Annotated in this window: 25 protein-coding genes; 5 read left to right on the top strand and 20 right to left on the bottom strand. The window is 68.5% G+C overall.

Annotation, left to right across the window (positions count from 1 at the left end; all coding sequences use genetic code 11):
* Window positions 1-143 precede the first annotated feature (143 nt).
* The 9 genes from ACFOW8_RS16480 to ACFOW8_RS16440 form a co-directional block, all read right to left on the bottom strand.
* Window positions 144-692, bottom strand: coding sequence for a DUF1707 SHOCT-like domain-containing protein (locus ACFOW8_RS16480; protein WP_378551499.1), 549 nt, complete (start codon window positions 690-692; stop codon window positions 144-146).
* A gap of 33 nt (window positions 693-725) precedes the next feature.
* Window positions 726-1,181, bottom strand: a complete 456-nt coding sequence (locus tag ACFOW8_RS16475; protein WP_378551498.1) for a DUF350 domain-containing protein — start codon at window positions 1,179-1,181, stop codon at window positions 726-728.
* 31 nt (window positions 1,182-1,212) lie between these two features.
* A complete protein-coding gene (locus ACFOW8_RS16470; RefSeq protein WP_378551497.1) occupies window positions 1,213-2,376 on the bottom strand; it encodes a glutathionylspermidine synthase family protein in 1,164 nt (387 codons plus the stop codon).
* The gene (locus ACFOW8_RS16465; RefSeq protein WP_378551496.1) at window positions 2,376-3,077 is read right to left on the bottom strand and encodes a hypothetical protein; all 702 of its coding nucleotides are present in this window, start codon (window positions 3,075-3,077) and stop codon (window positions 2,376-2,378) included. The genes ACFOW8_RS16470 and ACFOW8_RS16465 overlap by 1 nt, the downstream gene beginning before the upstream one ends.
* A gap of 31 nt (window positions 3,078-3,108) precedes the next feature.
* Window positions 3,109-3,390 carry an acylphosphatase gene (locus ACFOW8_RS16460; protein ID WP_378551495.1) on the bottom strand — a complete coding sequence of 94 codons (282 nt, stop codon included), beginning with the start codon at window positions 3,388-3,390 and terminating at the stop codon, window positions 3,109-3,111.
* A 61-nt stretch (window positions 3,391-3,451) separates the two neighbouring features.
* The gene (locus tag ACFOW8_RS16455; RefSeq protein WP_378551494.1) at window positions 3,452-3,880 is read right to left on the bottom strand and encodes an OsmC family protein; all 429 of its coding nucleotides are present in this window, start codon (window positions 3,878-3,880) and stop codon (window positions 3,452-3,454) included.
* A 93-nt stretch (window positions 3,881-3,973) separates the two neighbouring features.
* Window positions 3,974-4,795, bottom strand: a complete 822-nt coding sequence (locus tag ACFOW8_RS16450) for a response regulator (RefSeq protein WP_378551493.1) — start codon at window positions 4,793-4,795, stop codon at window positions 3,974-3,976.
* Window positions 4,782-7,313 (bottom strand): sensor histidine kinase, encoded by a 2,532-nt coding sequence (locus ACFOW8_RS16445; protein ID WP_378551492.1) that lies wholly within the window; start codon window positions 7,311-7,313, stop codon window positions 4,782-4,784. The genes ACFOW8_RS16450 and ACFOW8_RS16445 overlap by 14 nt, the downstream gene beginning before the upstream one ends.
* On the bottom strand, window positions 7,310-7,465 hold the full coding sequence (locus tag ACFOW8_RS16440; RefSeq protein ID WP_378551491.1) for a hypothetical protein: 156 nt from the start codon (window positions 7,463-7,465) through the stop codon (window positions 7,310-7,312). The genes ACFOW8_RS16445 and ACFOW8_RS16440 overlap by 4 nt, the downstream gene beginning before the upstream one ends.
* A 371-nt stretch (window positions 7,466-7,836) precedes the next feature.
* On the opposite strand from ACFOW8_RS16440, the gene kdpF reads away from it, so the two are divergent.
* The 4 genes from kdpF to ACFOW8_RS16420 are packed head-to-tail and all read left to right on the top strand — an operon-like array spanning window position 7,837 to window position 12,615.
* Window positions 7,837-7,923 (top strand): K(+)-transporting ATPase subunit F, encoded by an 87-nt coding sequence (kdpF, locus tag ACFOW8_RS16435; RefSeq protein ID WP_378552041.1) that lies wholly within the window; start codon window positions 7,837-7,839, stop codon window positions 7,921-7,923.
* Entirely contained in the window at window positions 7,923-9,596 is a 1,674-nt protein-coding gene (gene kdpA, locus ACFOW8_RS16430; RefSeq protein ID WP_378551490.1) for a potassium-transporting ATPase subunit KdpA, read from the top strand. Before kdpF ends, kdpA begins: the two co-directional genes overlap by 1 nt.
* Window positions 9,596-11,743: a potassium-transporting ATPase subunit KdpB gene (gene kdpB / locus ACFOW8_RS16425; protein ID WP_378551489.1), complete on the top strand. Its 2,148-nt coding sequence runs from the start codon at window positions 9,596-9,598 to the stop codon at window positions 11,741-11,743. Before kdpA ends, kdpB begins: the two co-directional genes overlap by 1 nt.
* Window positions 11,744-11,745: 2 nt before the next feature.
* A complete protein-coding gene (locus ACFOW8_RS16420) occupies window positions 11,746-12,615 on the top strand; it encodes a potassium-transporting ATPase subunit C (protein ID WP_378551488.1) in 870 nt (289 codons plus the stop codon).
* A 56-nt stretch (window positions 12,616-12,671) separates the two neighbouring features.
* Here the strand turns inward: ACFOW8_RS16420 and ACFOW8_RS16415 are convergent, their stop codons facing one another.
* The 10 genes from ACFOW8_RS16415 to ACFOW8_RS16370 form a co-directional block, all read right to left on the bottom strand.
* Entirely contained in the window at window positions 12,672-14,813 is a 2,142-nt protein-coding gene (locus tag ACFOW8_RS16415; protein ID WP_378551487.1) for an amylo-alpha-1,6-glucosidase, read from the bottom strand.
* A complete protein-coding gene (locus ACFOW8_RS16410; protein ID WP_378552039.1) occupies window positions 14,810-15,979 on the bottom strand; it encodes a glycosyltransferase family 4 protein in 1,170 nt (389 codons plus the stop codon). The genes ACFOW8_RS16415 and ACFOW8_RS16410 overlap by 4 nt, the downstream gene beginning before the upstream one ends.
* A 284-nt stretch (window positions 15,980-16,263) precedes the next feature.
* Window positions 16,264-17,868, bottom strand: coding sequence for a PstS family phosphate ABC transporter substrate-binding protein (locus tag ACFOW8_RS16405; protein WP_378551486.1), 1,605 nt, complete (start codon window positions 17,866-17,868; stop codon window positions 16,264-16,266).
* Window positions 17,869-17,958: 90 nt separating this feature from the next.
* Window positions 17,959-18,996, bottom strand: a complete 1,038-nt coding sequence (locus ACFOW8_RS16400) for a PHP domain-containing protein (RefSeq protein ID WP_378551485.1) — start codon at window positions 18,994-18,996, stop codon at window positions 17,959-17,961.
* Window positions 18,997-18,999: 3 nt separating this feature from the next.
* On the bottom strand, window positions 19,000-19,581 hold the full coding sequence (locus ACFOW8_RS16395; RefSeq protein ID WP_378551484.1) for a dihydrofolate reductase family protein: 582 nt from the start codon (window positions 19,579-19,581) through the stop codon (window positions 19,000-19,002).
* A gap of 63 nt (window positions 19,582-19,644) precedes the next feature.
* Window positions 19,645-20,505 (bottom strand): bifunctional DNA-formamidopyrimidine glycosylase/DNA-(apurinic or apyrimidinic site) lyase, encoded by an 861-nt coding sequence (mutM, locus tag ACFOW8_RS16390; protein WP_378551483.1) that lies wholly within the window; start codon window positions 20,503-20,505, stop codon window positions 19,645-19,647.
* 31 nt (window positions 20,506-20,536) lie between these two features.
* Entirely contained in the window at window positions 20,537-21,268 is a 732-nt protein-coding gene (rnc, locus tag ACFOW8_RS16385) for a ribonuclease III (protein WP_378551482.1), read from the bottom strand.
* A gap of 3 nt (window positions 21,269-21,271) precedes the next feature.
* On the bottom strand, window positions 21,272-21,454 hold the full coding sequence (gene rpmF, locus ACFOW8_RS16380) for a 50S ribosomal protein L32 (RefSeq protein ID WP_067988453.1): 183 nt from the start codon (window positions 21,452-21,454) through the stop codon (window positions 21,272-21,274).
* 2 nt (window positions 21,455-21,456) lie between these two features.
* Window positions 21,457-22,140 (bottom strand): YceD family protein, encoded by a 684-nt coding sequence (locus ACFOW8_RS16375; protein WP_378551481.1) that lies wholly within the window; start codon window positions 22,138-22,140, stop codon window positions 21,457-21,459.
* Window positions 22,141-22,227: 87 nt separating this feature from the next.
* Entirely contained in the window at window positions 22,228-23,001 is a 774-nt protein-coding gene (locus ACFOW8_RS16370) for a DivIVA domain-containing protein (protein WP_378551480.1), read from the bottom strand.
* Window positions 23,002-23,300: 299 nt separating this feature from the next.
* Between ACFOW8_RS16370 and ACFOW8_RS16365 the strand changes: the two genes are divergently transcribed.
* Window positions 23,301-23,765, top strand: a complete 465-nt coding sequence (locus ACFOW8_RS16365) for a GtrA family protein (RefSeq protein WP_378551479.1) — start codon at window positions 23,301-23,303, stop codon at window positions 23,763-23,765.
* Window positions 23,766-23,775: 10 nt separating this feature from the next.
* On the opposite strand, the gene coaD is transcribed toward ACFOW8_RS16365, so the two are convergent.
* Window positions 23,776-24,261: a pantetheine-phosphate adenylyltransferase gene (coaD, locus tag ACFOW8_RS16360; RefSeq protein ID WP_378551478.1), complete on the bottom strand. Its 486-nt coding sequence runs from the start codon at window positions 24,259-24,261 to the stop codon at window positions 23,776-23,778.
* Window positions 24,262-24,263 lie beyond the last annotated feature (2 nt).

Here is a 24,263-nt window from a genome sequence, read left to right as displayed (position 1 = left end):
GAGATGTTGTGCTTCGGGTGAGCCCGTACCCGACGAGTTACCCAGCTGCTCGCGTCAGACTATCGGACCTCGCCGACGTAGTTCGGATGCACACGGCACACAGACCGGGCAGCGCGGCACCCCGGCAACCGTCGAGCAGCCGCTCAGTGGGGGCGGTGCGGGTTGTGCGGGTCCATGTGCTGGATGTGCCTCGCCTGCTTCTGGAGCTGACGCAGGTGGGTCTCGGTACCCGGTTCGGCCTCCCAGCCGGTGATCACCCGGAACAGCAGCACCGCGCCCCACGGCCCGATGACCCACATCGGCCAGAAGTAGGTGAGTTCGCCCGCGGTGAGCGAGATCAGACCCCAGATCACCACCACGATCATGCTGACACCCAGCCAGCTGCCCGCTTCGATGCGCTGCCAGACGGGGATGCGCGGCGGCTTGCGGCGGGCCGTGGCAGCCTGCGGCTTGGTCGTTTGCGGCAGGTCCGACAGCACGACGGCGAGTTCGTCGCGGGTGGTGGTGGCGTAGACCTTGGCCACGCGCTGGTCGTATTCGGCCAGGTCGAGACGCCCGTCGGCCAGGTGGGTGCTCAGCTGGGCGACGATCTCGTCGCGCTCGGCGTCGGACGCGCGGGTACCAGGGGTGATGTCCATGCCGACGTCCTCTCGTTCACCGACCACCGTCGAACTGCTGACTCCAGCGTCCACCCTCCACTGTGTAATGTCAACCCCGGTGGCGGGTCACAGGATCGCGAAAGCCACCACGAGACCGAGCGCGAAGTGCGCGGCGGCGACCACGAGCACCTCGGGGGTGTAGGCGTCGGCGTGCAGGGTGCGGCCGATGTCGATGCCGGTGACCTTCTCGAGCACCCGCACCGAGATCACCTGCGCCACGATGCCGACGAGGCCGTACACGATCGCCGCGATCAGCCCCTCCGACAGCTTGTTCACCCCACCCGTCGCCAGCACCGCGAACACGACGATGAACGCCATACTCACCATGCCCGACGCCGACACGATCAGGGCGTTGGGCTTGCCTGCGACGACCAGCTCGCGCAGCCTGCCCGGTGTGGTGAGGTCGATCGCGAAGAAGCCGATGAGCATCAGCACCAGGCCGATCAGGCAGTACAGGATGATGGCGCCGACGCCTTCACCGAGCGCACTCCAATAACCCGATTCCAGGGCGAGGGCGGTCATGGTGGTCCTTTCGAAACGGTTTGGTCAGGTGTCAGTCGACGATGCGATGGGGGACGAAGGCTGCGCCGTCGTCGGTGATCAGCCCGGCGGTCTCGCGGATGCCGAGGCCTGCCGCGGTGTCACCGACGACCCAGGCACCGAGCACGGGCCGCATGCCGTCGAATTCCGGGAGTGGATCGAGCAATTGGTAGACGAAGCCCTCGGCGCCGTACACGCCGCCGGTCGCGGTCTCCATGCCGGGACCGACGATCGTCATGTTGGCGCCCTCGCGGCCGAGCTTGGGCTTGCGGATGTACTCGGTGAGCTCGTTGGGGGCGTCCAGGTAGGCGGGCAGCAGATTCGGGTGCCCCGGGTACATCTCCCACAGGATGGCCAGAATCGCCTTGTTGCTGAGCAGAGTGGTCCACAGCGGCTCGACCCACGCCGTCGCCGGGATACTGGCGACAACGCGCTTGCCGAAGTCGTCGTCGAGAATCCACTCCCACGGGTACAGCTTGAACACCGATTCGATCGGCGCTTCGGCCAGATCGACGAACCGGTTCAGCTCGATGTCGAAGCCGACCTCCTCGATCGGCAGCGCGACGGTGTCGAAACCCGCCTCGGCCGCCGTCTCCTGCATATAGGCTGTGGTGACGTTGTCCTCACCGGTGGCGTCGGCCCCGGACCAGGTGAAGTGCAGCTCGCTGCCAGGGAGCACGTCGCGCAACTGCCCCCAGCGTTCCACCAGTTTCTCGTGCAGCGAATTCCATTGGTCACCATCGGGATACACCTGCTGCAGCCAATGCCACTGAATGATCGCGGCCTCGAGCAGCGAGGTGGGGGTGTCGGCGTTGTACTCGAGCAGCTTGGCCGGGCGGCGGGCGTCGTAACGCAGGTCGAAACGCCCGTACACGTACGGGTCGCCGCGCCGCCAGGATTCGGCGATCGGGCCCCAACTCCATTCCGGCAGCCCGAAATCGGCGTACCGCTCGGTGAGCACCACATGCTCGGCCGCGTGCAGGCACATCGACTGCAGCAGTTCCACATCGGCTTCGAGGGCGAGGATCTCGTCCATGGTGAACTCGTAGTGCACCGACTCGTCCCAGTACGGCCGCGGCTGTCCGCTGGCATCGCGCCCCGGAATGCCGTAGACCAGACCCTGACTCTCGATGATCTGCTGCCAGCCCGGTCGCGGCGTGCTCGCCAGCCGCCGCACTAGGACCCGCTCCCGCCGGTCGACTTGCTGCCGAGCCCGCCTCGCTGGATCGTGGTGCCGCTCTTGGTGGTGATGGTCGCGTTGCGCGGTTTCACCGAACTCCCCCCGACGGGCGGCTTGCCGATGGTCGGCGTGCCGCCGTAGTGATACCGATACTGTGGCCAGCCGAGCAGGATCAAGCTGCCGCCACCACCGTAGCCGTCGCTGCGGAAGTTGGTCTTGCCATCGCCGCAGTAATCGTCGTCGACGACGACCTCGTTGCCGTTCTCGTCGATCTGCACGCACGAGGCCGTCACCTGTTCCGGCGCGGCGAGCGCACGGTAGGCCAGGTAGCCGCCGCCGACAAGCGCGGCGACACCGACGACGGCGACGCCGCCCATCATCACCCGGTTCCTGGTGCGCCGCTTGGCATCCGCGGCCTCCGCCGCCGCGCGCTGGGCCTGCGCGGCCTGCCTGCGGGCCTTGTCCCGCGCCCTTGCCTCGGCCACGGTCGGCGGACGTGGTTCGGTGACGCCGGGTTCCTGCCGCGCCATCCGCCCCGGCCGCGGACCCTGCGGCTGCGGCGGGCCCGGTGGTTGCTGCGGCGGTTCCGGTGGTTGCTGCGGCATCGGCGGCCAGCCCGCACCGGGGTCGGGTGGCTGCCAGGGCGATTGGCCGCCAGGTCCCGGCTGGTCGGGCGGACCAGGGTTGTTCGTGCTCACCGCTGCCGCCCCCTGACCCCCGTAGTCACCACTAGCGCTCCTCGAATCCCGTCATGTCGCCCCGCGCGGGCTCCCAGCTTTCCACAACCAGGTCGACCCGACCAGGCGCATGGCCGGACCGTAGCAGGTCGAGCAGTTTCTCGCCCGCGCTTCGCGGCCCCTCCGCAACCACGTGTACCCGCCCGTCACTGTGATTACGCGCGTACCCGATGAGCCCGAGTTCCAGTGCGCGCGAGCGCGTCCACCAGCGGAAACCGACACCCTGCACCATCCCGTGCACCCAGGCGCTCAACCGGACCGGCGCGGCGCTCATCCCGTGCAGCCCAGCCGTCGGCCGTCGGTGCCGACGAGGTGCTGTCGCCTGACCCGCCCACTCATGCGTCGATGTCGAACTCGAGTGTCACCTTGGTCCCCGTCTTCAGGGTGCGCCCCACGGTGCACACCTTGTCGACGGCGCGCTGCACGGTGACCAGGAGTCGTTCACGCGCTTGTTCGTCGAGCTCGGACAGGTCCAGCTCCATGACCTCGTCGAGCTGGGGATACAGCTCGTTCTCGCGGTCGGCGTCGCCGGAGACCCGGATGGTGGCGTCGAAGCTGTCGCCGAGGCGGCGCGAGAGCGGCAGATCGGAGCTGAGCCCGGTGCAGGCGGCGAGCGCGATCTTCAGCAGCTCACCGGGAGTGAACACACCTTCGACACCCTGCGAGCCGATCAGCACCTCGGCGCCACGCGAGCTGCGCCCGGTGTAGGCCCTCGTTCCGGTGCGCTCGACCCACAGTTCGGTGGTCACATTCTGCTCAGCCATGGGAGAGATCCTGCCATTCGTATCGGGGACGAGGTACGCCTGGCAACACCTGGGCCGACTCCGGCATTCCGGTGATGTGATCGGGCGCACCCTTCATTCCTGAAAGCGATAGCCCATGCCCGCTTCGGTCAGCAGGTGCTTGGGGTGCGCGGGATCGTCTTCGAGCTTGCGCCGTAGCTGGGCGAGGTAGACCCGCAGGTAGTGGGTTTCGGTGGCGTAGGAAGGGCCCCATACCTCACGCAGGAGTTCTTTGCGCCCCACCAGCTTCCCGCGGTGCCGGACCAGCATCTCGAGCATTCCCCACTCGGTGGGGGTCAGATGCACCGATTCGCCGTGTTTGGTGACCTTCTTGGCGACCAGGTCGACGGTGAACGAGTCGGTCGCCACCACCGGGTCCACGGCCTCCACCGCGGTCGCGCCGCGCCGGACGGCCGCACGCAGCCGGGCCAGCAGTTCGTCCATCCCGAACGGTTTGGTGACGTAGTCGTCGGCACCCGCGTCCAGTGCCTCGACCTTGTCGGCGGAATCGGTGCGTGCCGAGAGCACCAGCACCGGCGCCGAGGTCCAGCCGCGCAGGCCGGCGAGCACCTCGATGCCGTCCATATCGGGCAGACCGAGATCGAGGATCACCACGTCAGGATGCTTCTCTGCGGCGGCGCGCAGGGCGGCGGCGGCGTTGCCCGCGGTGATCACTTCGTAGCCGCGCACGGACAGGTTGATCCGGAGGGCCCGCACGATCTGCGGCTCGTCGTCGACCACCAGAACCTTAACCTTGGTCTCGGCGGGGCCGTCCGCGTCGGCGGCGCTCCTGGCCGTCGGCTCCCCGCCGTGTCGCGGATGTGTGGTGCTGTCGCGGGTACGGCCCGGCTCACCGGTGCCCGAGAGATCGGCCATGTCCTCACTATTGTCCAGCACTGTCGTCTCCTGCCGCGCGATCGGCCCTCTGGGGTGTTCCGGTCGGCAGATCGACGAGCATCGTCAGTCCTCCACCCGGTGTCGGTTCGGCGTGCACGCTGCCGCCCATCGCCTCCACGAAACCGCGGACCACCGAGAGGCCGAGCCCGACGCCGGTGGTGTTGTCGCGGTCGCCGAGCCGCTGGAACGGTTCGAACAGCTGCTCCTCGGTGCCTGCCGGTACACCGGGGCCGACGTCGACGACGGCGATCGAGACCCGGGCCCCGTCGTGTTCGGCGGTCACCCGTACCGGCGTGTCGCGACCGGAGTGGCGCAGCGCGTTGTCGATCAGGTTGGCCAGTACCCGCTCGAGCAGCCCGCTGTCGGCGAGCACGGCGACCTCGCCGACCTCCACCTTCACCCGGTCCATCGCCGACCGGCGCAGACCACGGGTGCCCATCCCCACGCTGACCAGCGCGCGATGCACGGCCTCGTCCATGTACACCTGCCGCGCCTGCGGGGTGACCACGCCGACGGCGAGGCGCGAGGAGTCGAGCAGATTGCCGACCAGCGCGGTGAGCTGGTCGACCGATTCCTCGATGGCTTCCAGTAGTTCGGCGGTGTCGGCGGCGGAGAATTCGATCTCGTCGCTGCGCAGGCTCGACACCGCGGCCTTGGCACCGGCCAGCGGGGTACGCAGATCGTGGCTGACCGCCGAGAGCAGCGCCCGGCGCAACCTGTCGGCCTCGAGGAGCGCGGCAGCGGCGCTCGCTTCCTCGGCCAGTTCGGCCTGACGTACCAGTCCCACTGCCTGATTGGCCACCGCGTTGAGCACCGGCCGGTCCGCAGCACTGATCGCCCGGCCCGCCAGCAGCAGGTGGCCGCGGCCGTCGCCCGCCTCGATGACGGTCTCGGCCGCGGCCGGGGTGGCCGGAGCAGCAGGCCCGACCTCGGCGACCACCCGTTCGCCACAGCGCAGACTCACCGCCCGCAGCCCGTAGGTCTCGCGCACCTGCTCGAGCAGCCGCGGCAGGTCGGCGCCGTGCAGTACCGACCGCGCGAACATGGTCAGCAGTTCCGCTTCCCGTGATGCCTTGCGCGCCTGAAGCGTTCGCTTGGCCGCCACATCCACCAGCGCCGCGACCGCCACCGCGACGATGAGCAGCACGGCCACCGTGACGGCGTTGTCCGGTTCGGCGACGGTGAAGCTGTAGCGCGGATCGGTGTAGAACCAGTTCAGCAGCAGCCCCGACAGCAGCGCCGAGAGCCCGGCGGGAACGACGCCGCCGAACAGTGCCACCGCGACGACACCGACGACGAAGATCGCGCTGAGTCCGCCGAGCTGCAGCCTGTCGTCGAGCAACCAGCCGCAGAGCACGCTGACCAGAACCGGAACCACGATCGCCGCCAGCCAGGACACCACCGGCCTGCGCGGGCGCAGCCACTGGGTGCGCAGCCCGCGATGGGCTTGCTCGTGGGTCACCATGTGCACGTCGATCTTGCCGGAGCGTTGCACCACGGTGGCGCCGATCCCCTCGTCGAGCATGCGTGCCCAGCGCGAGCGCCGGGAGGTACCGAGCACAAGCTGGGTGGCATCGACCTCGCGGGCGAAATCGAGCAGGGCGGTGGGCACATCGTCACCGGTGACGGTATGCAGCGCGGCGCCGAGCCCGGCCGCGAGCCCACGCAGCGTAGCCATCCGCTCGGTGGACACCCCGGCCAGTCCGTCCCCGCGCACCACGTGCACCACGACGAGGTCGGCGCTGGACTTGGCCGCGATCCGGCCGGCCCTGCGCACGATGGTCTCCGATTCCGGCCCGCCGGTGATCGCGACGACGACGCGTTCGCGGGTCTCCCACAGGTCGGTGATCTGATGGTCGGCCCGGTACTTCGCGAGCGCCGCGTCCACCTGGTCGGCCAGCCACAGCAGGGCGAGTTCGCGCAGCGCGGTCAGATTGCCCGGCCGGAAGTAGTTGCGCAGGGCCGCGTCTACCTTGTCGGCGGCGTACACATTGCCGTGGGAGAGCCTGCGCCGCAGCGCTTCCGGGGTCAGGTCGACCAGTTCGACCTGATCGGCGCCGCGCACCACCGCATCGGGCACGGTCTCGCGCTGCTCGATGCCGGTGATCTGCTCGACCACGTCGTTGAGGCTCTCCAGGTGCTGCACGTTCACCGTCGAGATCACGTCGATTCCGGCGTCGAGCAGTTGTTCCACGTCTTGCCAGCGCTTGGCGTTGACGCTGCCCGGCGCATTGGTGTGCGCGAGTTCGTCGACGAGGACCACGGCGGGCTTGCGGGCGAGCACCGCCGCGACGTCGAGCTCTGGCAGCTCGGTGCCCCGGTAGGCCACCGGTTTCGGCGGGATCCGCTCGATACCGTCGAGCAGCGCGGCGGTCTTGGCCCGCCCGTGCGTCTCCACGACGGCGGCAACGACATCGCGGCCGCGTTCGAGCCGCCGGTGTGCTTCGCCGAGCATCGCGTAGGTCTTGCCGACGCCCGGCGCCGCACCGAGGTAGATGCGTAGTCGACCGCGTTTCACCTGTCCATCATCGCGTGCTGCCGCGCCTGGACCGTGGGGCGTGCCGTCACGGTGCGCAGCACCGGTACCGGTGCGGGCGCGACGTTCCAGCGGCCGAGCGCCCGGATCAGCAACAGCGTGCCGACGAAGCCGACCAGCACCGCAATGGTCACTGCAGACACCACGTTCTCTCTTTCCGTGAAGGGACCCGGCCACGAGGTCCGTGCACCGGCGCACCACTTTCTACCGCCGAATGCCACGCTCGACCTCGATCTTTACGGCGTGTTGACGGAGTTGCCACCGACCTTGACAGCTTCCTTCCGCGCAGCGGCCGGATCGCGTCAATGATCCGCAAAGGCTACGCCTTCGGACGCTAAAGAGTCGTAAGGAAACAACGCCACGGCCCGAAAGGGACCTTTACTCGGCTCAGGCGCTCCACCGCGGAGCGCGAGGAGGTTCGAACAATGTCTTTCGTGGTGTTCACGGTGCTCACCGTGGCGGTCTTCGCCCTGCTGGGCGTACTCCAGCGGGGGGTGGAGAGGCTGTGACCGCGAACCTGATCGGTCTCGTCCTGGCCATCGGAGTCGCCGGGTACATGGTTGCGGCGCTGCTCTTCCCGGAGAGGTTCTAGTGAACACGACTACCGCGGGGATCGCCTTCGTTGCGGCCCTGGTCATCACCCTTGCCCTGGTCCATGTGCCGCTCGGCGACTACATGTACCGGGTCTACAACCGCACCGAACACGCCCGCGCCGAACGTCTGATCTACCGGGCCATCGGCGCGAATCCCGAGGTCGAGCAGACCTGGGGCGTGTATGCCCGCAGCGTGCTGGCGTTCTCGGCGATCGGCATCCTGTTCCTGTTCTTCTTCCAGCTCGCGCAGGGTGCGCTGCCGCTGAGCCTGGCCGACCCCGGCACCGAGCTGACCCCGGCGCTGGCGTGGAACACCGCGATCAGCTTCGTCACCAACACCAACTGGCAGAACTACTCGGGGGAATCCACGCACGGTCATCTCGTGCAGATGGCCGGGCTGGCGGTGCAGAACTTCGTGTCGGCCGCGGTCGGCATGTCGGTGGCGGTGGCGCTGGTGCGCGGGTTCGCGCGCAGGCACACCGGCGAGCTCGGCAATTTCTGGGTCGACCTGGTGCGCGGCACCCTGCGCATCCTGCTGCCGATCGCGTTCGTCTTCGCGATCGTGCTGGTGGCCGGTGGCGTGGTCCAGAACTTCCACGTGCACGACCAGGTCGCGCAGACCCTCGGCGGCGCCGCCCAGACACTGCCGGGCGGACCGGTCGCGAGCCAGGAAGTGATCAAGGAACTCGGCACCAATGGTGGCGGCTTCTACAACGTCAACTCGGCGCATCCGTTCGAGAACCCGACCACCTGGACGAACTTCCTCGAGATCTTCCTGCTGCTGGTGATCTCGTTCTCGCTGCCGCGCACCTTCGGCCGAATGGTCGGCTCGACCGGGCAGGGCTACGCGATCGTGGCGGTGATGGGCACGATCGCCCTGTTCAGCATCACCATGACCAACCTGTTCCAGTTGCAGCACCACGGCACGGTCCCGACGGCGATCGGCGCATCGATGGAAGGCGTGGAAACCCGCTTCGGAGTGGCGAATTCGGCCACCTTCGGCGCGGCGACCACGCTCACCTCGACCGGCGCGGTCGACTCGTTCCACGATTCCTACACCAGTCTCGGCGGGATGATGCTGCTGTTGAACATGCAGCTCGGCGAGGTCGCTCCCGGTGGCGTCGGCTCCGGTCTCTACGGGATGCTGATCCTGGCCGTGATCACCGTGTTCGTGGCGGGTCTCATGGTCGGGCGCACCCCGGAGTACCTGGGCAAGAAGATCACGCCGCGCGAGATCAAGCTGGCCGCGAGCTACTTCCTGGTGAGCCCGGTGATCGTGCTGGTCGGCACCGCGCTGGCGATGGCCATGCCGGGACAGCGGGCCAGCATGCTCAACGGTGGCCCGCACGGGCTCTCGGAAGTGCTGTACGCCTTCACTTCCGCCGCCAACAACAACGGTTCGGCCTTCGCCGGCCTCACCGGCAACACCGAGTGGTTCAACACCGCGCTCGGCCTGGCCATGGTGTTCGGCCGGTTCCTGCCGATCATCCTCGTGCTCGCGCTGGCCGGCTCGCTGGCCAGGCAGGGCACCACTCCCGCGTCGATCGGCACCATGCCGACGCACCGGCCGCAGTTCGTCGGCATGGTCGTCGGCGTGACGGTGATCCTGGTCGCGCTCACCTTCCTGCCCGTGCTCGCGCTCGGGCCGCTCGCCGAAGGAATTCACTCCTGATGACCGTTCCCACCATCGAATCCCCCGCGACACCGCGGCCCGAGCACCGGAGCACGGGCGTCCGCGCGGGCGTGCTCGATCCGAAACTGCTGCTCAGCTCGCTGCCGGCGGCCCTGCGCAAACTCGACCCGCGCACGCTGTGGAAGAACCCGGTCATGCTGATCGTAGAGATCGGCGCCGTGTGGTCGACCGTGCTGGCGATCGCCGATCCGAGCTTCTTCGCCTCGGCGATCGTCGGCTGGCTCTGGCTCACCGTGCTCTTCGCCAATCTGGCCGAAGCCGTGGCGGAGGGGCGCGGCAAAGCACAGGCCGATACCCTGCGCAAAGCCAAGACCGACACCGTCGCCCGCAAGCTGGCCGACCCGACGCCCGGCGGCCGGATCGTCGAACAACGAATCGCCGCCTCGGAGCTGCGCCGCGGCGACATCGTCGTGGTCGAGGCGGGCCAGGTGATCCCCGGTGACGGTGACGTCGTCGAGGGCATCGCCTCGGTCGACGAATCCGCCATCACCGGCGAATCCGCACCCGTCATCCGGGAATCCGGTGGCGACCGCTCGGCCGTCACCGGCGGTACCACCGTGCTGTCGGACCGGATCGTCGTCCGGATCACCCAGGAACCGGGCGCCAGCTTCATCGACAAGATGATCGCCCTGGTCGAGGGCGCCAGCAGGCAGAAGACACCCAACGAGATCGCGCTGAACATCCTGCTGGCCGCGCTCACCATCATCTTCGTCTTCGCGGTGACCACCCTGCAGCCGCTGACGATCTTCGCCAAGTCGAACAATCCCGGAGTGCCCGACACCGCGGCACTCGACGTGAACGGCATCACCGGCATCGTGCTGGTGTCGCTGCTGGTGTGCCTGATCCCGACCACCATCGGCGCGCTGCTGTCGGCCATCGGCATCGCGGGTATGGACCGGCTCGTGCAGCGCAATGTGCTCGCCATGTCGGGCCGTGCGGTCGAGGCCGCGGGCGATGTGAACACACTGCTGCTCGACAAGACCGGAACGATCACCCTCGGCAATCGGCAGGCCGGCGAATTCGTCCCGATGCCAGGCGTTCCCGACGACGAACTCGCCGACGCCGCGCAGCTGTCGAGCCTGTCCGACGAGACGCCGGAAGGACGCTCCATCGTCGTGTTCGCCAAGCAGGTGTTCAACAAGCGCGAACGCACCGCGGGCGAGCTGCCGGGCGCGACCTGGGTGGAGTTCACCGCCCAGACCCGCATGTCGGGAGTCGACCTGGCCGACGGTCACCAGCTGCGCAAAGGGGCAGCCGGTGCGGTCACCGCATGGGTGCGCGCCCAGGGCGGTTCGGTGCCACCGCAGGCCGCGCAGATCGTCGACGGCATCTCCGCGTCCGGCGGCACGCCGCTGGTGGTCGGTGAGGTCAGCGACGGTACGGCCCGGCTGCTCGGCGTGATCCACCTGAAAGATGTGGTCAAGGACGGCATGCGGGAACGCTTCGACGAGATGCGCCGCATGGGCATCCGCACGGTGATGATCACCGGCGACAACCCGTTGACCGCCAGGGCGATCGCCGAGGAGGCAGGCGTGGACGACTTCCTCGCCGAGGCCACCCCGGAGGACAAGCTGGCCCTGATCAAGAAGGAACAGGACGGCGGCCGCCTGGTCGCCATGACCGGCGACGGCACCAACGACGCGCCCGCACTGGCCCAGGCCGATGTGGGTGTGGCGATGAACACCGGCACCTCGGCCGCCAAAGAGGCGGGCAACATGGTCGATCTGGACTCGGACCCGACCAAGCTGATCGAGATCGTCGAGATCGGCAAACAGTTGCTGATCACCCGTGGCGCGCTCACCACGTTCTCCATCGCCAACGACATCGCCAAGTACTTCGCGATCATTCCGGCGCTGTTCGTCGGCCTGTTCCCCGGCTTGGACGCGCTCGATATCATGCGGCTCGCCAGCCCGCAGTCGGCGATCCTGTCGGCGGTGATCTTCAACGCGATCGTCATCGTGGCGCTGATCCCGCTCGCCCTGCGCGGCGTGAACTACCGGCCCAGCGACGCCTCGACGCTGCTGAGCCGCAATCTGGCGATCTACGGCCTCGGCGGCATCATCGCGCCGTTCGTCGGCATCAAGATCATCGACCTGCTCGTCCGACTCCTCCCCGGGATGGCCTAGAAATGCGTATGTCAACGTGGATCCGCCAGCACCTGGCCGCCGTGCGCGCGCTGCTGGTGCTGACCGTGATCACCGGATTCGTCTATCCCGCCGCGGTATTCGCCGTGGCGCAGCTGCCCGGCCTGGACGACAAGGCCGACGGTTCGCTGCTCGAGCGCGACGGAAAGCTGGTGGGCTCCAGCTTGATCGGGCAGTCCTTCACCGACTCCGACGGCGCCGCCATGGTGCAGTACTTCCAGAGCAGGCCATCGGCCGCGGGCGACGGCTACGACCCGATGTCCACCTCGGCGAGCAACCTCGGCCCGGAGGACATCGTCGACACCGCCGCGCGCACCAGCCTGCTCACCACCGTGTGCGCGCGTTCCAAGCAGGTAGGCGACCGTGAGGGGGTCGACGGCTCTCGCCCGTTCTGCACCGAAGGCGGTGTGGGCGCAGTGCTTTCGGTGATCGGACCACGCGATGCCAAGGGCGAGGTCGCGCAGCCGGAACGGGTGGTCAGCGTCAACGAGCTGTGCCCTGCCCAGCCGTTCGTCACCACCTTCCGCGGTGTCGCGGTGGAATGCGCCAAGGAGGGTGCGGACTACGCCATCGGCCGGATCGTGCCGATCCGCGGTGACGCACCGGCCGAACCCGCCGTTCCCGCCGACGCGGTCACCGCGAGTGGCAGCGGCCTCGACCCGCACATCTCCCCCGAGTACGCGGCCATCCAGGTCGAGCGGGTGGCACGGGCACGCGGCGTCACCACAGCCCAGGTCCGGGCGGTGCTGGCCGACCGTACCGAGCAGCGCACCTTCGGTGTCCTCGGTGCGCCGCGGGTGAACGTCGTCGAGCTCAATCTCGCACTGGACGAGCGGTTCCCGATGCGCGGCTGACCCACAGCGCGACGATCGGGGCCGGATCCGCGTGACGCGGATCCGGCCCCGTGCGTTTATGCCTCGTCCGTGATCAGGGCCCACCCGTCGGGCAGGCCCGTCACCGTCACCGCCGACCCACACACCTCGAGCCCCACGGTGGCCGTGCCGAGCCGGAACTCCGACATCCGCACGCAACCCCACCGCTCCGGCACTCGCGGCCGAATCGTCAGGGTCTTGGCCGGGACATCGGGATCGAGCCCGAGGAACGACCGCACCAGCAGCAGCGGCGCCGCGCTCGCCCACGCTTGCGGCGAACACGAGGTGGGGTACGGCACCGGCGCCGCGAAACGCGCACGCGGGAACCCACAGAACAGCTCGGGCAATCGGCCGTCGAAGGCGGCGGCGGCATCGAGCAGACCACCGGCCAGCTTGGTCGCCAGCTCCACCGCGCCCGGCACATGCTGGTACCGCATGAGCCCCGCGACCGCGATGGCCGTGTCGTGCGGCCAGATCGACCCGCAGTGGTAGCTCATCGGATTGTAGGCGCCCATGTTCGAGGCCAGGGTGCGCAGACCGAAACCGGAATCCATCTCCGCCTTGGCCAGGTTCCCGATCAGGATCTCGGCGTGCTCGTCGGTAGCGATGCCGGACCAGAGACAGTGCGCGGCGTTGCTGGTGAGCGCGTCGACCTGACGTTTGCTGCCGTCGAGCGCCACGGCGTACCACCCGCATTGGGGTAGCCAGAACTGTTCGGCGAACTTGGTGCGCAGCTCGGCAGCCCGCTCCCGCATCCGGGCGGCCAGCGCCGGATCGTCGAACGCGTCGGCCAGCTCCGCCCTGGCCAGGTAGGCCGCGTACACGTAGCCCTGCACCTCGCACAGCGCGATCGGCGCCTGCGCGAGATGACCCGCCGCGTCGTTGATCCCGTCGAAGCTGTCCTTCCAGCCCTGGTTGATCAGGCCGCGGTCGGTGGCGCGCACGTACTCGACGAAACCGTCGTCGTCGCGGTCACCGAAATCGGTGATCCAGCCGATCGCCGCGTCCGCCGCGGGCAGCAGGGTCGCGATGGCGGCCGGTTCGGCTCCCCAGCGCAGGCATTCGGCGAGCAGCATCACGAACAGCGGGGTGGCGTCGACGGTTCCGTAATAGATCTGCCCGCCGAGCACCTGACCGACGGCGGGGCCGCGCCGCATCTCGTGCATGATCCGGCCCGGCTCCTCCTCCACCAGCGGATCCACCGTCTGTCCCTGCAATTCGGCCAGCTGCTGCAGGGTGCCAAGCGCCAGGTCGGTTTCCAGCGGCAGCGACATCCAGGCCGTGAGCAGGGAGTCCCGCCCGAACAGCGTCATGAACCAGGGCGCGCCCGCCGCGACGAACGGCCTGCCCGTTCCCGAATCGGTGTGGATCTGCAGTGCGCCGAGATCGCTCTCGGTGCGGCGCAGGATCCGGTTGAGCAGCCCCGAATCGGCGGTGATGTCGGTGGCGGTGGCCCGCCACGCCTGGATCTTGCGCACCGGCTCACTGGCCCGGTAGCGCTCACCGGGGGTGCCCTGGGTCTGTGGACGCTGGGCCGCGCCTGCGGGCTGGGCAGTGATCTCGGTCTGCCAGCGGCCACCGGCGGGAACCACGACGCGCCAGATCATGGTGCCCGGCAACACCATCGGTTCGACCGTGGAGGTGAGGGCGAGACCGCGCGAGAGGTCGGCGCGATCGTGGAGCAGCAGTTCACCGTCGGAAGTGGTCATCTCCGCGCGGTGGCCGCCCATCCGGCCCTCCTTCACCGAGAACAGGTCGACGAAATCGGCGTCGACGTGCAGCTCGAGCACCACCGCGGTGGCCTCGCGGCTCATGTTCTCCAGCGTGATCAGCTCGTGCATGCCCTCGGCGACGAGCCGGTCGCGCACCACGAGCAGGGTGCTGTCGGCCCGGCCCTGTTGCGGCGGCCTGCGCAGCACGAACCTGGCCGCGAACGCCTCGGGACTGAGCACCGAGAGCGGCTCCGGCCGTTTCCCGTCGATCAGCAGTTCCCAGCGGGAGATCACCCTGGCATCGCGGAAGAACAGACCCTGTGGCTTGCTCGGTTCCATGTCGCCGAGCCGGTCGGACAGGCTGAACGTGCCGCCCTCGACCAGGGTGACATTGCCCCCGTTGCCGCCGAGCCCCGCGGGTTCCCCCGCGTTGAGCGGGCTCGGCGACGACGCGTTGTCCACCGTCATACGCGCCCACTGATCGCCGCCCCGACCGGCAGCGGCATCGCGAACGCGTCGCCGTACCCGATCGTGGTGTCGGCCAACAGTTGCCGGTACACCCGCTCGTAACCGCCACCGAGGGTCTCGGCACCGAAATTCGCCTCGACGTGGGCCCGGCAGGCCGCCGGGTCGAACGCGCCGACCTCGGCGATGGCGGCGGGCAGCTCGGCCGGATCGTCGCAGATCCGCCCGGTGACCCCGTCGACGACGACCTCGCTCACCGCACCCCCGCGCAGGGCGACCACCGGTGTGCCACACACCATCGCCTCGATCATCACCATGCCGAACGGCTCCTCCCAGCGGATGGGGAACAGCAGACACCGCGCTTCGGACAAGAGTTTACGCTTCGCGGTCGCGTCGGCGAGCCCGAACATGTGATCGTCGGCCGTCATCCGCGGTCGCACGTACTCCTCGAAGTAGGCCTTCTCCGGCGGCTCCGCGCACTTGCCCGCCAGGATCAGCGGAATCCCGGCCGCGTGCGCCGCGTCGAGGGCAAGGTGGGCTCCCTTGTCGGCACTGAAGCGACCGAGGAACAGCGCGTAGTCCTTCTTGCGCTCCAGGTACGGCCACGTTTCCGGGCGCAGGGCGTTGTGCACGCGGCCCGCCCACGACAGATCCGGCGCGAGCTCACGCTGCCGATCGCTGATCGCCACGAGCGAGCATTCCTTGCCGAGCTCCTTGTAGTACCGGTAGCAGTCGTCCTGCACGGGACCGTGCACGGTCACCACGGTCGGCAGGCCAAGATCGGCGTAGGCGGGCGCGTTGAGCGGGCCCGCGAAGGTGTGATCGTGGACCAGGTCGATACCGTCGGTCTCGGCCAGCCGCTCGATCGCGCGGCGCACCCGCAGCGCGTGCACCACCTCGGGGAACGGATCGCCGAGACGTTCCGGGACGATCCGGTCCCACAGCGGGACGAAATCCGCCTTGGTACCCGGTTCGCCCGCACCGAACAGGGTGACGTGATGGCCGCGCTCACACAGCGAATCGACCAGATCGGCGACAACGGCCTCGACGCCGCCATACGCCTTGGGAGGGACATCGAAATACGGTGGAACAACCATCGCGATCCGCAGTGGGCCGCCGTTGTGCTCGATCGCGTAGAGATCGGACGTGGAGAACCCGACCGGCGACATTGCCGGCATTTCTGCACTCATGACCTTCCTTCCAGGGACACAACCTCGCAACACTTGCGCGAACAAGAGATGGCCGCCTCGGCGGGGGTGGAGACGAGAGCTGCACCGCCGTCCATGGGGCTTGGTTGGCCTGGTCAGGCGTGGAGCGCGCCACTTCGGCGCCCGCCTGAACAGAGGGGCCATAGAGGAAAGTACCCCGCTACCGCGGAGTAAACCAGTGGGTTGCTGGCATTTCGCGTCGGCGAATGCCAGCGGGGACAGGAGATTCCGCCGTCACAGCCGGTCTACGGTGTACAGAAATTCGGTTCGACCGGATCGACGCATGGGATGTTGCCGAACTCCATCATGGTGAGCCTGGCCTTACCCCGAATCAGGTAGTCCAGGAACTGAGCGATCAGCGAATCACCGGCGATCGGTCCGTGTGTGTAGGCGTACTCGACACCGGTGAACCGGTAATCGCCGGAGCGAAGAGTGTCGGGGGTCGGCAGCACCCCGTCGATCGACACCGCGGCCACCTCGGCGCCGACGGCGGAGGTCTCCAAATACCCCACCGCGCCCGCGATTTTGGCAACGAAGGTTGCCACTTCCTCGGTGAGGTCGACCTCGCACTGCTCGCCACCGGCCGCCATCCCGATACAGCTGGTGTAGCGGAACACCTTGCGGTTGTCCTCGAGCAGTTGCGACTCGAGTGCGCGCCGGGTGCCGGATCCGGCGGTGCGGTCGATCAGGACGACCGGCAGGTCCGGTCCGCCGATCTGGTTCCAGTTCCTGATGTTTCCGCGATAGAGATCCCGGACCTGCTGCGTCGACAGATCTTTCAGCCCGACACCGGGATGGGTGATCACCGCGAACGAGGACACGGCCAGCGGGATCTCGGTGAGCATCGCGAACGAGGTTCCCGTCGAACCGTCCCCGATCGCCAGGACCCCCTGGGTGGGACCGGCCGCGGCCAGCGTGCGCAATCCCGGTTCGGTACCGGTGAAGTCGTACGCGAATCGCGCTCCGGTGCAGGTCTTCTCGTAGTCCTGCGCGGCCGCGCGGATCATCGGCGCCATGGCGGTGGACCCGACGATGGTCAGCCCGCTCGCGGCGCAGTCGCGCGGCGGCGGATCGCCGCGCAGCACGACGGCCAGCAGTTGCGCCATCACGACGAGGGCGAGCAGCACGCTCAGGCCGAGCAGGGCGGGTTCGCGCCGGGAGCGGCTGGTGGTCTCCTCGAACCGGCCGCCTTTGAGCCAACCCTCCTTGCTGACGACCTTCTTTCCATCGACATCGAGGGGTTCTGGCTTGGGACCGACGAGCACCACCAGCAGTTTGTAGTGCTCCCCCCGATCCAGCGGTACCGCGGGCAGCACAATCTGATCCACCCCGCCGGGGCCGACACTCCGCGACACACCGAGCAGTGCCGCACTGGACACCGCGACCGATTCCTGGCCGCGGGTGACCCGCTCGGTCACCTCGACCGACTCGATGGTGTGCGCCCTGAACGCGAGGACCGGTACTTCGGTCGATTGGTAGTCGCTGTCCTCGATCGAGGTCGAACCATCGTTCTCGATCCGGATCAGCATCAGCGAGGTCGTCCGGTCGGCGGGCTCCGGCGCCGCAGCACCCGCTGCCTGCTCCCCCGCTGCCTGAGACTGCGCCGGGGAGTCGGTATTCGACTGCGCGGGATCAGCGTTCGACGCGGCACCGACAGCCGACGCTACCGCCTCGGACGCCGGTGCGGCCGATCCGTTCTCCCGCGACACCCACGAGCGAGCCGGGGTGTTCATCTGCACGCGATAGCCCAGCCGTTTGCGGCCGACGAAAACGTACTCGCGCAGGAAGGTGGCGATCGCGACGATCAAGCCGAGCACGGACAACACGATCTCGACCGGGAACTCGCCCATCAACTCCCCCTGCTACCCCGATGCCGTATCCGACTGTCTATCAGGCGAATCCGGCAAAGTGGCGGCCGACACCCGGAGTTCGGCGAGTCTTCACCCCGGTGTCGCCACGCACCACGCGAGCAAGTCGTCGACCGGCCAGGTGTTGATCACCCGTTCGGCGGGGACCGCGTTGACCACGGCGCGTTCGCAGCCATAACCCTGCCAGGCCAATTGGCCGGGCGCGTGCGCGTCGGTGTCGATGCTGAAATAGCAGCCCATTTCCACGGCCAAGCCGATCAGTCTGCTCGGCGGGTCGCGGCGCTCGGGGCGGCTGTTGATCTCCACCGCCGTGCCGTACTTGCGGCAGGCCTCGAAGACTAGTTCGGCGTCGAAGCTCGATTCGGGGCGGGTGCCGCGATTACCCTCGACGAGGCGGCCGGTGCAGTGGCCGAGGATGTCGACATTCGGGTTCGCGACGGCATAGACCATGCGCTCGGTCATGGTGGCGCTGTCGTCGCGCAGGCGCGAATGCACGCTGGCCACCACGACATCCAGGCGCTCCAGCAGGTCGGCGCGCTGATCGAGGGCGCCGTCGTCGAGGATGTCGACCTCGATGCCGGTGAGAATACGAAACGGCGCGAGATCCTCGTTGAGGCCCGCGATCACGTCGAGCTGGCGCAGCAGGCGATCGGCGGACAGCCCGTTGGCCACCTTCAGCCGGGGCGAATGATCGGTCAGCGCGCAGTATTCGTGTCCGAGCGCCGCCGCGACGCCCATCATCTCGGCGATCGGGCTGCCGCCGTCGGACCAGTCCGAATGGGTGTGCAGATCGCCGCGCAGCCGGGCACGCAGCGGGTCACCGGCGGGCCCGATGGGCGTTGCGGCACCGCGCAATTCGGCCAGATAGTCGGGAACCGCTCCCGCGCAGGCCTGTTCGATCACCGCGGCGGTCTTGGGGCCGATGCCGGGCAGCTCGCGCCAGCTGTGCTCGCGGGCGCGATCGGCACGTTCGGCCTCGGTGAGCCCGGCGACGACATCGGCGGCCCGCCGGTACGCCTTCACCCGATGGGTTTCGGCGCGGGACCGTTCGAGCCAGAACCCGATCTCGCGCAATGCCGCGACCGGGCCCGGACTCGACGCCGCGCTCATGGGTCAGGCGATCCTGCCGTACTTGAGGAAGGCGACCCCGTCGGCGTACACCCGGCTGGTGATCACCCGGAACCGTTCCGGCGTCGGCAGTTTCGCGCCGCCGCCGAACAGCGGCCTGCCGGTGCCGAGGACCACGGGGAACAGTTTGAGGAACACCTGGTCGATCTCGGGCAGCAGGCTCTGGGCCAGCTCACCGCCGCCGCACAGCCAGATCCCCAGCCCCGGTTCGCGTTTCAGCGCGCGCACGGTGGCCACCGGATCGTCGGCGATCACCTCGACCCCAGGGGCCGGTGATTCCGGCATCGTGGTCGACACCACGAACTGGCGCAGATGCTCGTACGGGCTGGCGGTGCCGGTGCGTACCCCGAAGTCGTGGGTCTTGCGGCCCATGATCACGGTGTCGAAGTAGATGTTGCCCGCCGCGATCCCCCGCGCCTCCCGCACCTTGGTGGGCAGTGTCTCCGGGTACTGGGCGGTGATCGCCGGCACGTGATCACCACCGACCGGGAAGAAGTCCACGGTGCCGTCCTCGGCGGCGATGAACCCGTCGATCGTCGATGCCACGAAATATGTCAGCTTGCGCATAACGTCCTCCTGCACGGACCCGGTCCGGTTCGACCCGTCAGCACAAACGTTAGCGCGCCCTGATCAGCGGCGGCGCGGCTTCCGCTGACACTTCGGGCACGAAAACGACGAACGATTCATGAACTGTTCCCTGATCAACAGCGTGCCGCACCGGTCACAAGGCTCGTCGGCCCGCCCGTAGGCGGCCAGCGACCGGGAGAAGTACCCGGACTCGCCGTTGACGTTCACATACAGCGCGTCGAAGGAGGTGCCGCCGACGGCAAGCGCCTCGGACATCACCGCGCTGACTCCGTCGAGCAGGGTGCGCACGACCGGCCTGGTGAGGTCGGCGGCGATCCGGGTGCCGTGCAGCCCGGCCCGCCACAGCGCCTCATCGGCGTAGATGTTGCCGATGCCGGAGACCACGGTCTGGTCCAGCAGGACCCGCTTGATCTCGGTGTTCTTGGCGCGCATCGCCGCGACCACGGTCTCGCGGTCGAAGCGGGGATCGAGTGGATCGCGGGCGATGTGGGCGACCGCGTCGGGGACCACGGTGCCGTCGACCTCGACCAGATCGGCCAGCGCCCACCCGCCGAAGGTGCGCTGGTCGACGAACCGCAACTCGCTGCCGTCACCGAGCGCGGCCCGGATGTGTGCGTGCTTCTCGACCGGCGCGCCCGCGGGCTGCACCAGCATCTGCCCGCTCATCCCGAGATGGACGACCAGCGCGGTATCCGGCTCGTCGAAAGTGAGCCACAGGTATTTGCCACGGCGCTGCGCGCCCTCGATCTTGCGCCCGGTGAGCCGGGCGGCCAGGTCGGCACCGCCCGCGACGTGCCTGCGCACGGCCCGCGGATGGGTTACCCGGACGGCATCGATCACGCGACCGACCGCATGGTCGGCGAGGCCGCGCCGCACCACCTCGACTTCGGGCAGTTCGGGCACGGTCAGACCGTCCGTTGACGCGGCTCGGTCGTCACGCGTCGGTGGCGGTTTCGTCGGTGAGCGCCTTGTAGGCGGTGCCTGCGGCCTTCTGCTCGGCTTCCTTCTTGGAACGGCCGACACCCTCCCCGTACGGCCGACCGGCGATCACCGTGGTCGCGGTGAACTCCTTGTTGTGGTCCGGGCCGGTGGAAGTGATCTCATAGCTGGGCACGCCGAGCCCGCGCTCGGCGGTGAGCTCCTGCAGACTGGTCTTCCAGTCGAGGCCAGCACCCATCCTCGGGCCGCGCTCGAGCAGTTCGGCGAACAGGCGGAGCACGACGCCACGCGCGACCTCGATGCCGTGCTCGAGGTGCACGGCACCGAGCAACGACTCCATACCGTCGGCGAGGATGCTCGGCTTGTCCCGGCCACCGGTGAGCTCTTCGCCCTTGCCGAGCAGCAGATGCTTGCCGAGTCCGCCGTCGCCGAGACCACGCGCCACCTCGGCGAGCGCGTGCATGTTCACCACACTGGCGCGCAGCTTCGCGAGCTCACCCTCGGACTTCTCCGGGTGCTCGGTGTACAGGCGCTCGGTGATGCTGAGGCCGAGGACCGAGTCGCCGAGAAACTCCAAGCGCTCGTTGGTCGGTAAGCCGCCGTTCTCGTACGCGTACGACCGGTGCGTCAGCGCCAGGCGCAGCAGCTCCGGTCGTACGTCGACACCGAGGGCGGTGAGCAGGTCGGCGTGATCGGCCGCACCTGCGGTTTCCTTGCTGGCTGTCACGAATCAGACAGCAGCGGTGACCTGGCGGCCCTTGTAGGTGCCGCAGGACGGGCACGCGATGTGCGGGAGGGTCTTCTCACCGCAGGCACGGTTCGGGCAGGTGACCAGGGTCGGCGCGGCGGCCTTCCACTGGCTGCGCCGCGACCGGGTGTTGGAACGGGACATCCGGCGCTTGGGAACAGCCACGGCTACTTCTCCTCTGTGTTTTCGCTATCCACGCGGGCATCGGCTGCCGCGGGAGCGGATCGGTCTGGGGTGGTGGAACCCTCGGCGGGGTCGCCGGTGCCGGGCGCCTCGGCGGCGAAATCCGCCAACTTGGCCCAGCGAGGATCCAGTATCTCATGCCCATGATCAGGACCCGCAATCGCCATCCGCACACCGCACTCGGGGCACAGGCCCGCACAGTCCGGGGTGCACAGTGGCTGCAGCGGGAGCTCCAGCCCGATGACGTCGAGAACCACCGGCTCGAGGTCGATGAGGTCGTCCGCCATGCGGTAGACCTCGTCGTCCTCGGTCGTCTGCTCGGTGGTGCTGTCCGGATACGCGAACAGCTCCGTGAGACGAATCTCCACCCGATCGTCGAACGGTTCGAGGCAGCGCGAGCACTCCCCGGTCGTCGGCCCGGACACCGTGCCGGTGACCAGAACGCCCTCCGAGACCGCCTGCAGTTGCAGGTCGAGTTCCACCGCGGCGTCGGCCGGGATGGCGATCAGGTCGAGACCCAGCCGCTCGTGCTCGGTGACGGTGCGCCGCACTTCCCGCATGGTGCCCGGCCTGCGGCCGAGACTGCGGACGTCCAGCACGAAACCCGCGTCCGACACCGGGCCATTGGCCTTGTGCGAACGCGACGGCGAACCGGAAGCGGCGGACATCACTGACTCACTTACGTCTGAGGGGATTTTGGGCAACCACTCAACAGTACGGCAGGACCCCGCCGGATCCCAAAACGCGCCGACCGCTCAGCGCCGGTGCTCGGCGGCGTACTCGGGGTATTCCGGCGCCGGACCACCGCGCATCTGCTGCCTGCCGCGGGTGATGGTGCGCCGGGTGGTGTTGAGCGTCTCCTCGATCTCGGCCAGCCTGCCGCCGAAATCGGCCATCCGCTCGTCGACGTAGTCGTCGCATTCGGCACGGACCCGGTCGGCCTCGGCCTGGGCGGTGTCGATCAGGCGGGCCGACTCGGCGTGCGCGGCCCGCACGACCTCGGTCTGGGCGACCAGGCGGGCCTGCTCGGCCTTACCGTCGGCGACCGAGCGCTCGTAGGAGTCCTTACCTGCCTGGATGGCCCGGTCGGCGTCGATCTGGGCGCGACCGGTGAGTTCCTCGTATTCGGCGTTGCCGTCGGCGACGATCTGCTCGGCCTCGGTCTGCGCGGTCGAGACGAGGCGGTCGGCATGTGCGGTGGCCTCGGCGACCATGCGGTCGGCGTGCGCCTTGGCGTCGGCGAGGATGCGGTCGGCCTCGGCGCGGGCCTTCTCGACCGTGGTGCGTGCCTGTTCGTCGGCCGCGGTGACGGTGGCCTCGGCGCCGGTGCGGGCGTCACCGACGATCTTGTCGCGATGATCGAGGACGTCCTGGGCGTCGTCGAGCTCGCCGGGCAGGGCGTCGCGGACGTCGTCGAGCAATTCCAGGACGTCGCCGCGCGGCACGATACAGCTGCGGGTCGGCGGGATGCCGCGTGCCTCTTCGACGATGGCGACCAGTTCGTCGAGTGCTTCGAATACGCGATACATGCTCACTACCCTCCTGCTGAATCCCGGCGAGACCACTGCCGTCGTGGCCCAGTCTGCCCGCCGGTGGCGTGTGTTCCGAATGTCGGCGCGGTGTGTCGCGACAGTGTCCTAGATCGCATCGGTTTCAAGTGGAGTGCGACCCTCCACTTCCGTTACCATCGGGAGGCACGACAACGCCGTCCGCCGGGAAGCACTGCACGTTTTCTGCTGTTGTACTCCTCGACGCTCGTTCATTGCGATCGGAGTCGACCATGACCGTTCTGGAAACACCGAGAATGTCGGTGTCGCACCTTCCGGGCATGGTCACACCCTGGGTCGCTCCGTTCCCCGTTCGCACCGCGCGCAAACGCCGCTTCGACCGGACCCTGCGTTTCCTGCGCGGCGATCGCGCACTCCCGCAGCTGATCCGATTCGCGCTGGTCGGCGGCTTCAGCAACCTCGCCTATGTGCTGCTGTTCTTCGCCATGTACGGCGTCGGTCCGCTGGTCGCGAATGTCGCCGGGTCGGCGGTGAGCACGGTGATCGCCAACGAGCTCCACCGCCAGCTCACCTTCCAGGCCGCGGACCGGGTCGGCTGGTTCACCGCGCAGTGGGAGGGCGGCGGGCTGGCGCTACTCGGCCTCGGCATCACCACCGCGGGCCTGGCCGCCCTCGGAGTGTGGGCGCCAGGACTCGGTGACACCGTGCAGGCGCTGGCCGTGCTTGCCATCACCGCCGCCGTCGGCGGCATGCGCTTCCTGGCCTTGCGCGGCTGGGTTTTCTAGGCGCGGTTTTCTAGGCGCGCCGTTCGGCCAGGCGGGCCAGCAGGCGCTTGTGCACGGCAGGCGGGAGCATGTCGCTGACGTCGCCGCCGTAGGCCGCGACTTCTTTCACCAGGGAGCTGGACAGGAAGCTCAGGGACGGGTTGGTGGCGATGAAGAAGGTGTCGACGCCGGCCAGTTTGTGGTTCATCTGGGCCATCTGCAGTTCGTAGCCGAAGTCACCAGCGTCACGCAGACCCTTGACGATGGCGCCGACGCCCTCCTGCTTGGCGAAGTCGACCAGCAGGCCCTGCCAGGACGCGACCCGCACATTGGGCAGGTGGGTGACCGATTCGCGCAGTAATTCCATCCGCTCGTCGACGGTGAACATGCCTTGCTTCTTGGGGTTGACCATGACGGTGATGATCACCTCGTCGAATTGCGCGGCCGCGCGGGTGAACACGTCGAGGTGACCGTTGGTGACCGGGTCGAAGGAGCCGGGGCACAGTGCTGCAGCCATGC

The organism is Nocardia rhizosphaerae (assembly GCF_042650365.1).
Classification (GTDB): Bacteria; Actinomycetota; Actinomycetes; order Mycobacteriales; family Mycobacteriaceae; genus Nocardia; species Nocardia rhizosphaerae.
This window is presented reverse-complemented; position numbering and strand designations above follow the sequence as displayed.

Bases quoted from the DNA above. Each gene is read 5' to 3' on its own strand.
- ACFOW8_RS16475 (WP_378551498.1), bottom strand. From the start codon at position 1,181: ATGACCGCCCTCGCCCTGGAATCGGGTTATTGGAGTGCGCTCGGTGAA.
- ACFOW8_RS16460 (WP_378551495.1), bottom strand. From the start codon at position 3,390: ATGAGCGCCGCGCCGGTCCGGTTGAGCGCCTGGGTGCACGGGATGGTG.
- ACFOW8_RS16455 (WP_378551494.1), bottom strand. From the start codon at position 3,880: ATGGCTGAGCAGAATGTGACCACCGAACTGTGGGTCGAGCGCACCGGA.
- kdpB (WP_378551489.1), top strand. From the start codon at position 9,596: ATGACCGTTCCCACCATCGAATCCCCCGCGACACCGCGGCCCGAGCAC.
- ACFOW8_RS16420 (WP_378551488.1), top strand. From the start codon at position 11,746: ATGCGTATGTCAACGTGGATCCGCCAGCACCTGGCCGCCGTGCGCGCG.
- ACFOW8_RS16415 (WP_378551487.1), bottom strand. From the start codon at position 14,813: ATGACGGTGGACAACGCGTCGTCGCCGAGCCCGCTCAACGCGGGGGAA.
- ACFOW8_RS16410 (WP_378552039.1), bottom strand. From the start codon at position 15,979: ATGTCGCCGGTCGGGTTCTCCACGTCCGATCTCTACGCGATCGAGCAC.
- ACFOW8_RS16405 (WP_378551486.1), bottom strand. From the start codon at position 17,868: ATGGGCGAGTTCCCGGTCGAGATCGTGTTGTCCGTGCTCGGCTTGATC.
- ACFOW8_RS16400 (WP_378551485.1), bottom strand. From the start codon at position 18,996: ATGAGCGCGGCGTCGAGTCCGGGCCCGGTCGCGGCATTGCGCGAGATC.
- ACFOW8_RS16395 (WP_378551484.1), bottom strand. From the start codon at position 19,581: ATGCGCAAGCTGACATATTTCGTGGCATCGACGATCGACGGGTTCATC.
- ACFOW8_RS16375 (WP_378551481.1), bottom strand. From the start codon at position 22,140: ATGTCCGCCGCTTCCGGTTCGCCGTCGCGTTCGCACAAGGCCAATGGC.
- ACFOW8_RS16370 (WP_378551480.1), bottom strand. From the start codon at position 23,001: ATGTATCGCGTATTCGAAGCACTCGACGAACTGGTCGCCATCGTCGAA.
- ACFOW8_RS16365 (WP_378551479.1), top strand. From the start codon at position 23,301: ATGGTCACACCCTGGGTCGCTCCGTTCCCCGTTCGCACCGCGCGCAAA.
- coaD (WP_378551478.1), bottom strand. From the start codon at position 24,261: ATGGCTGCAGCACTGTGCCCCGGCTCCTTCGACCCGGTCACCAACGGT.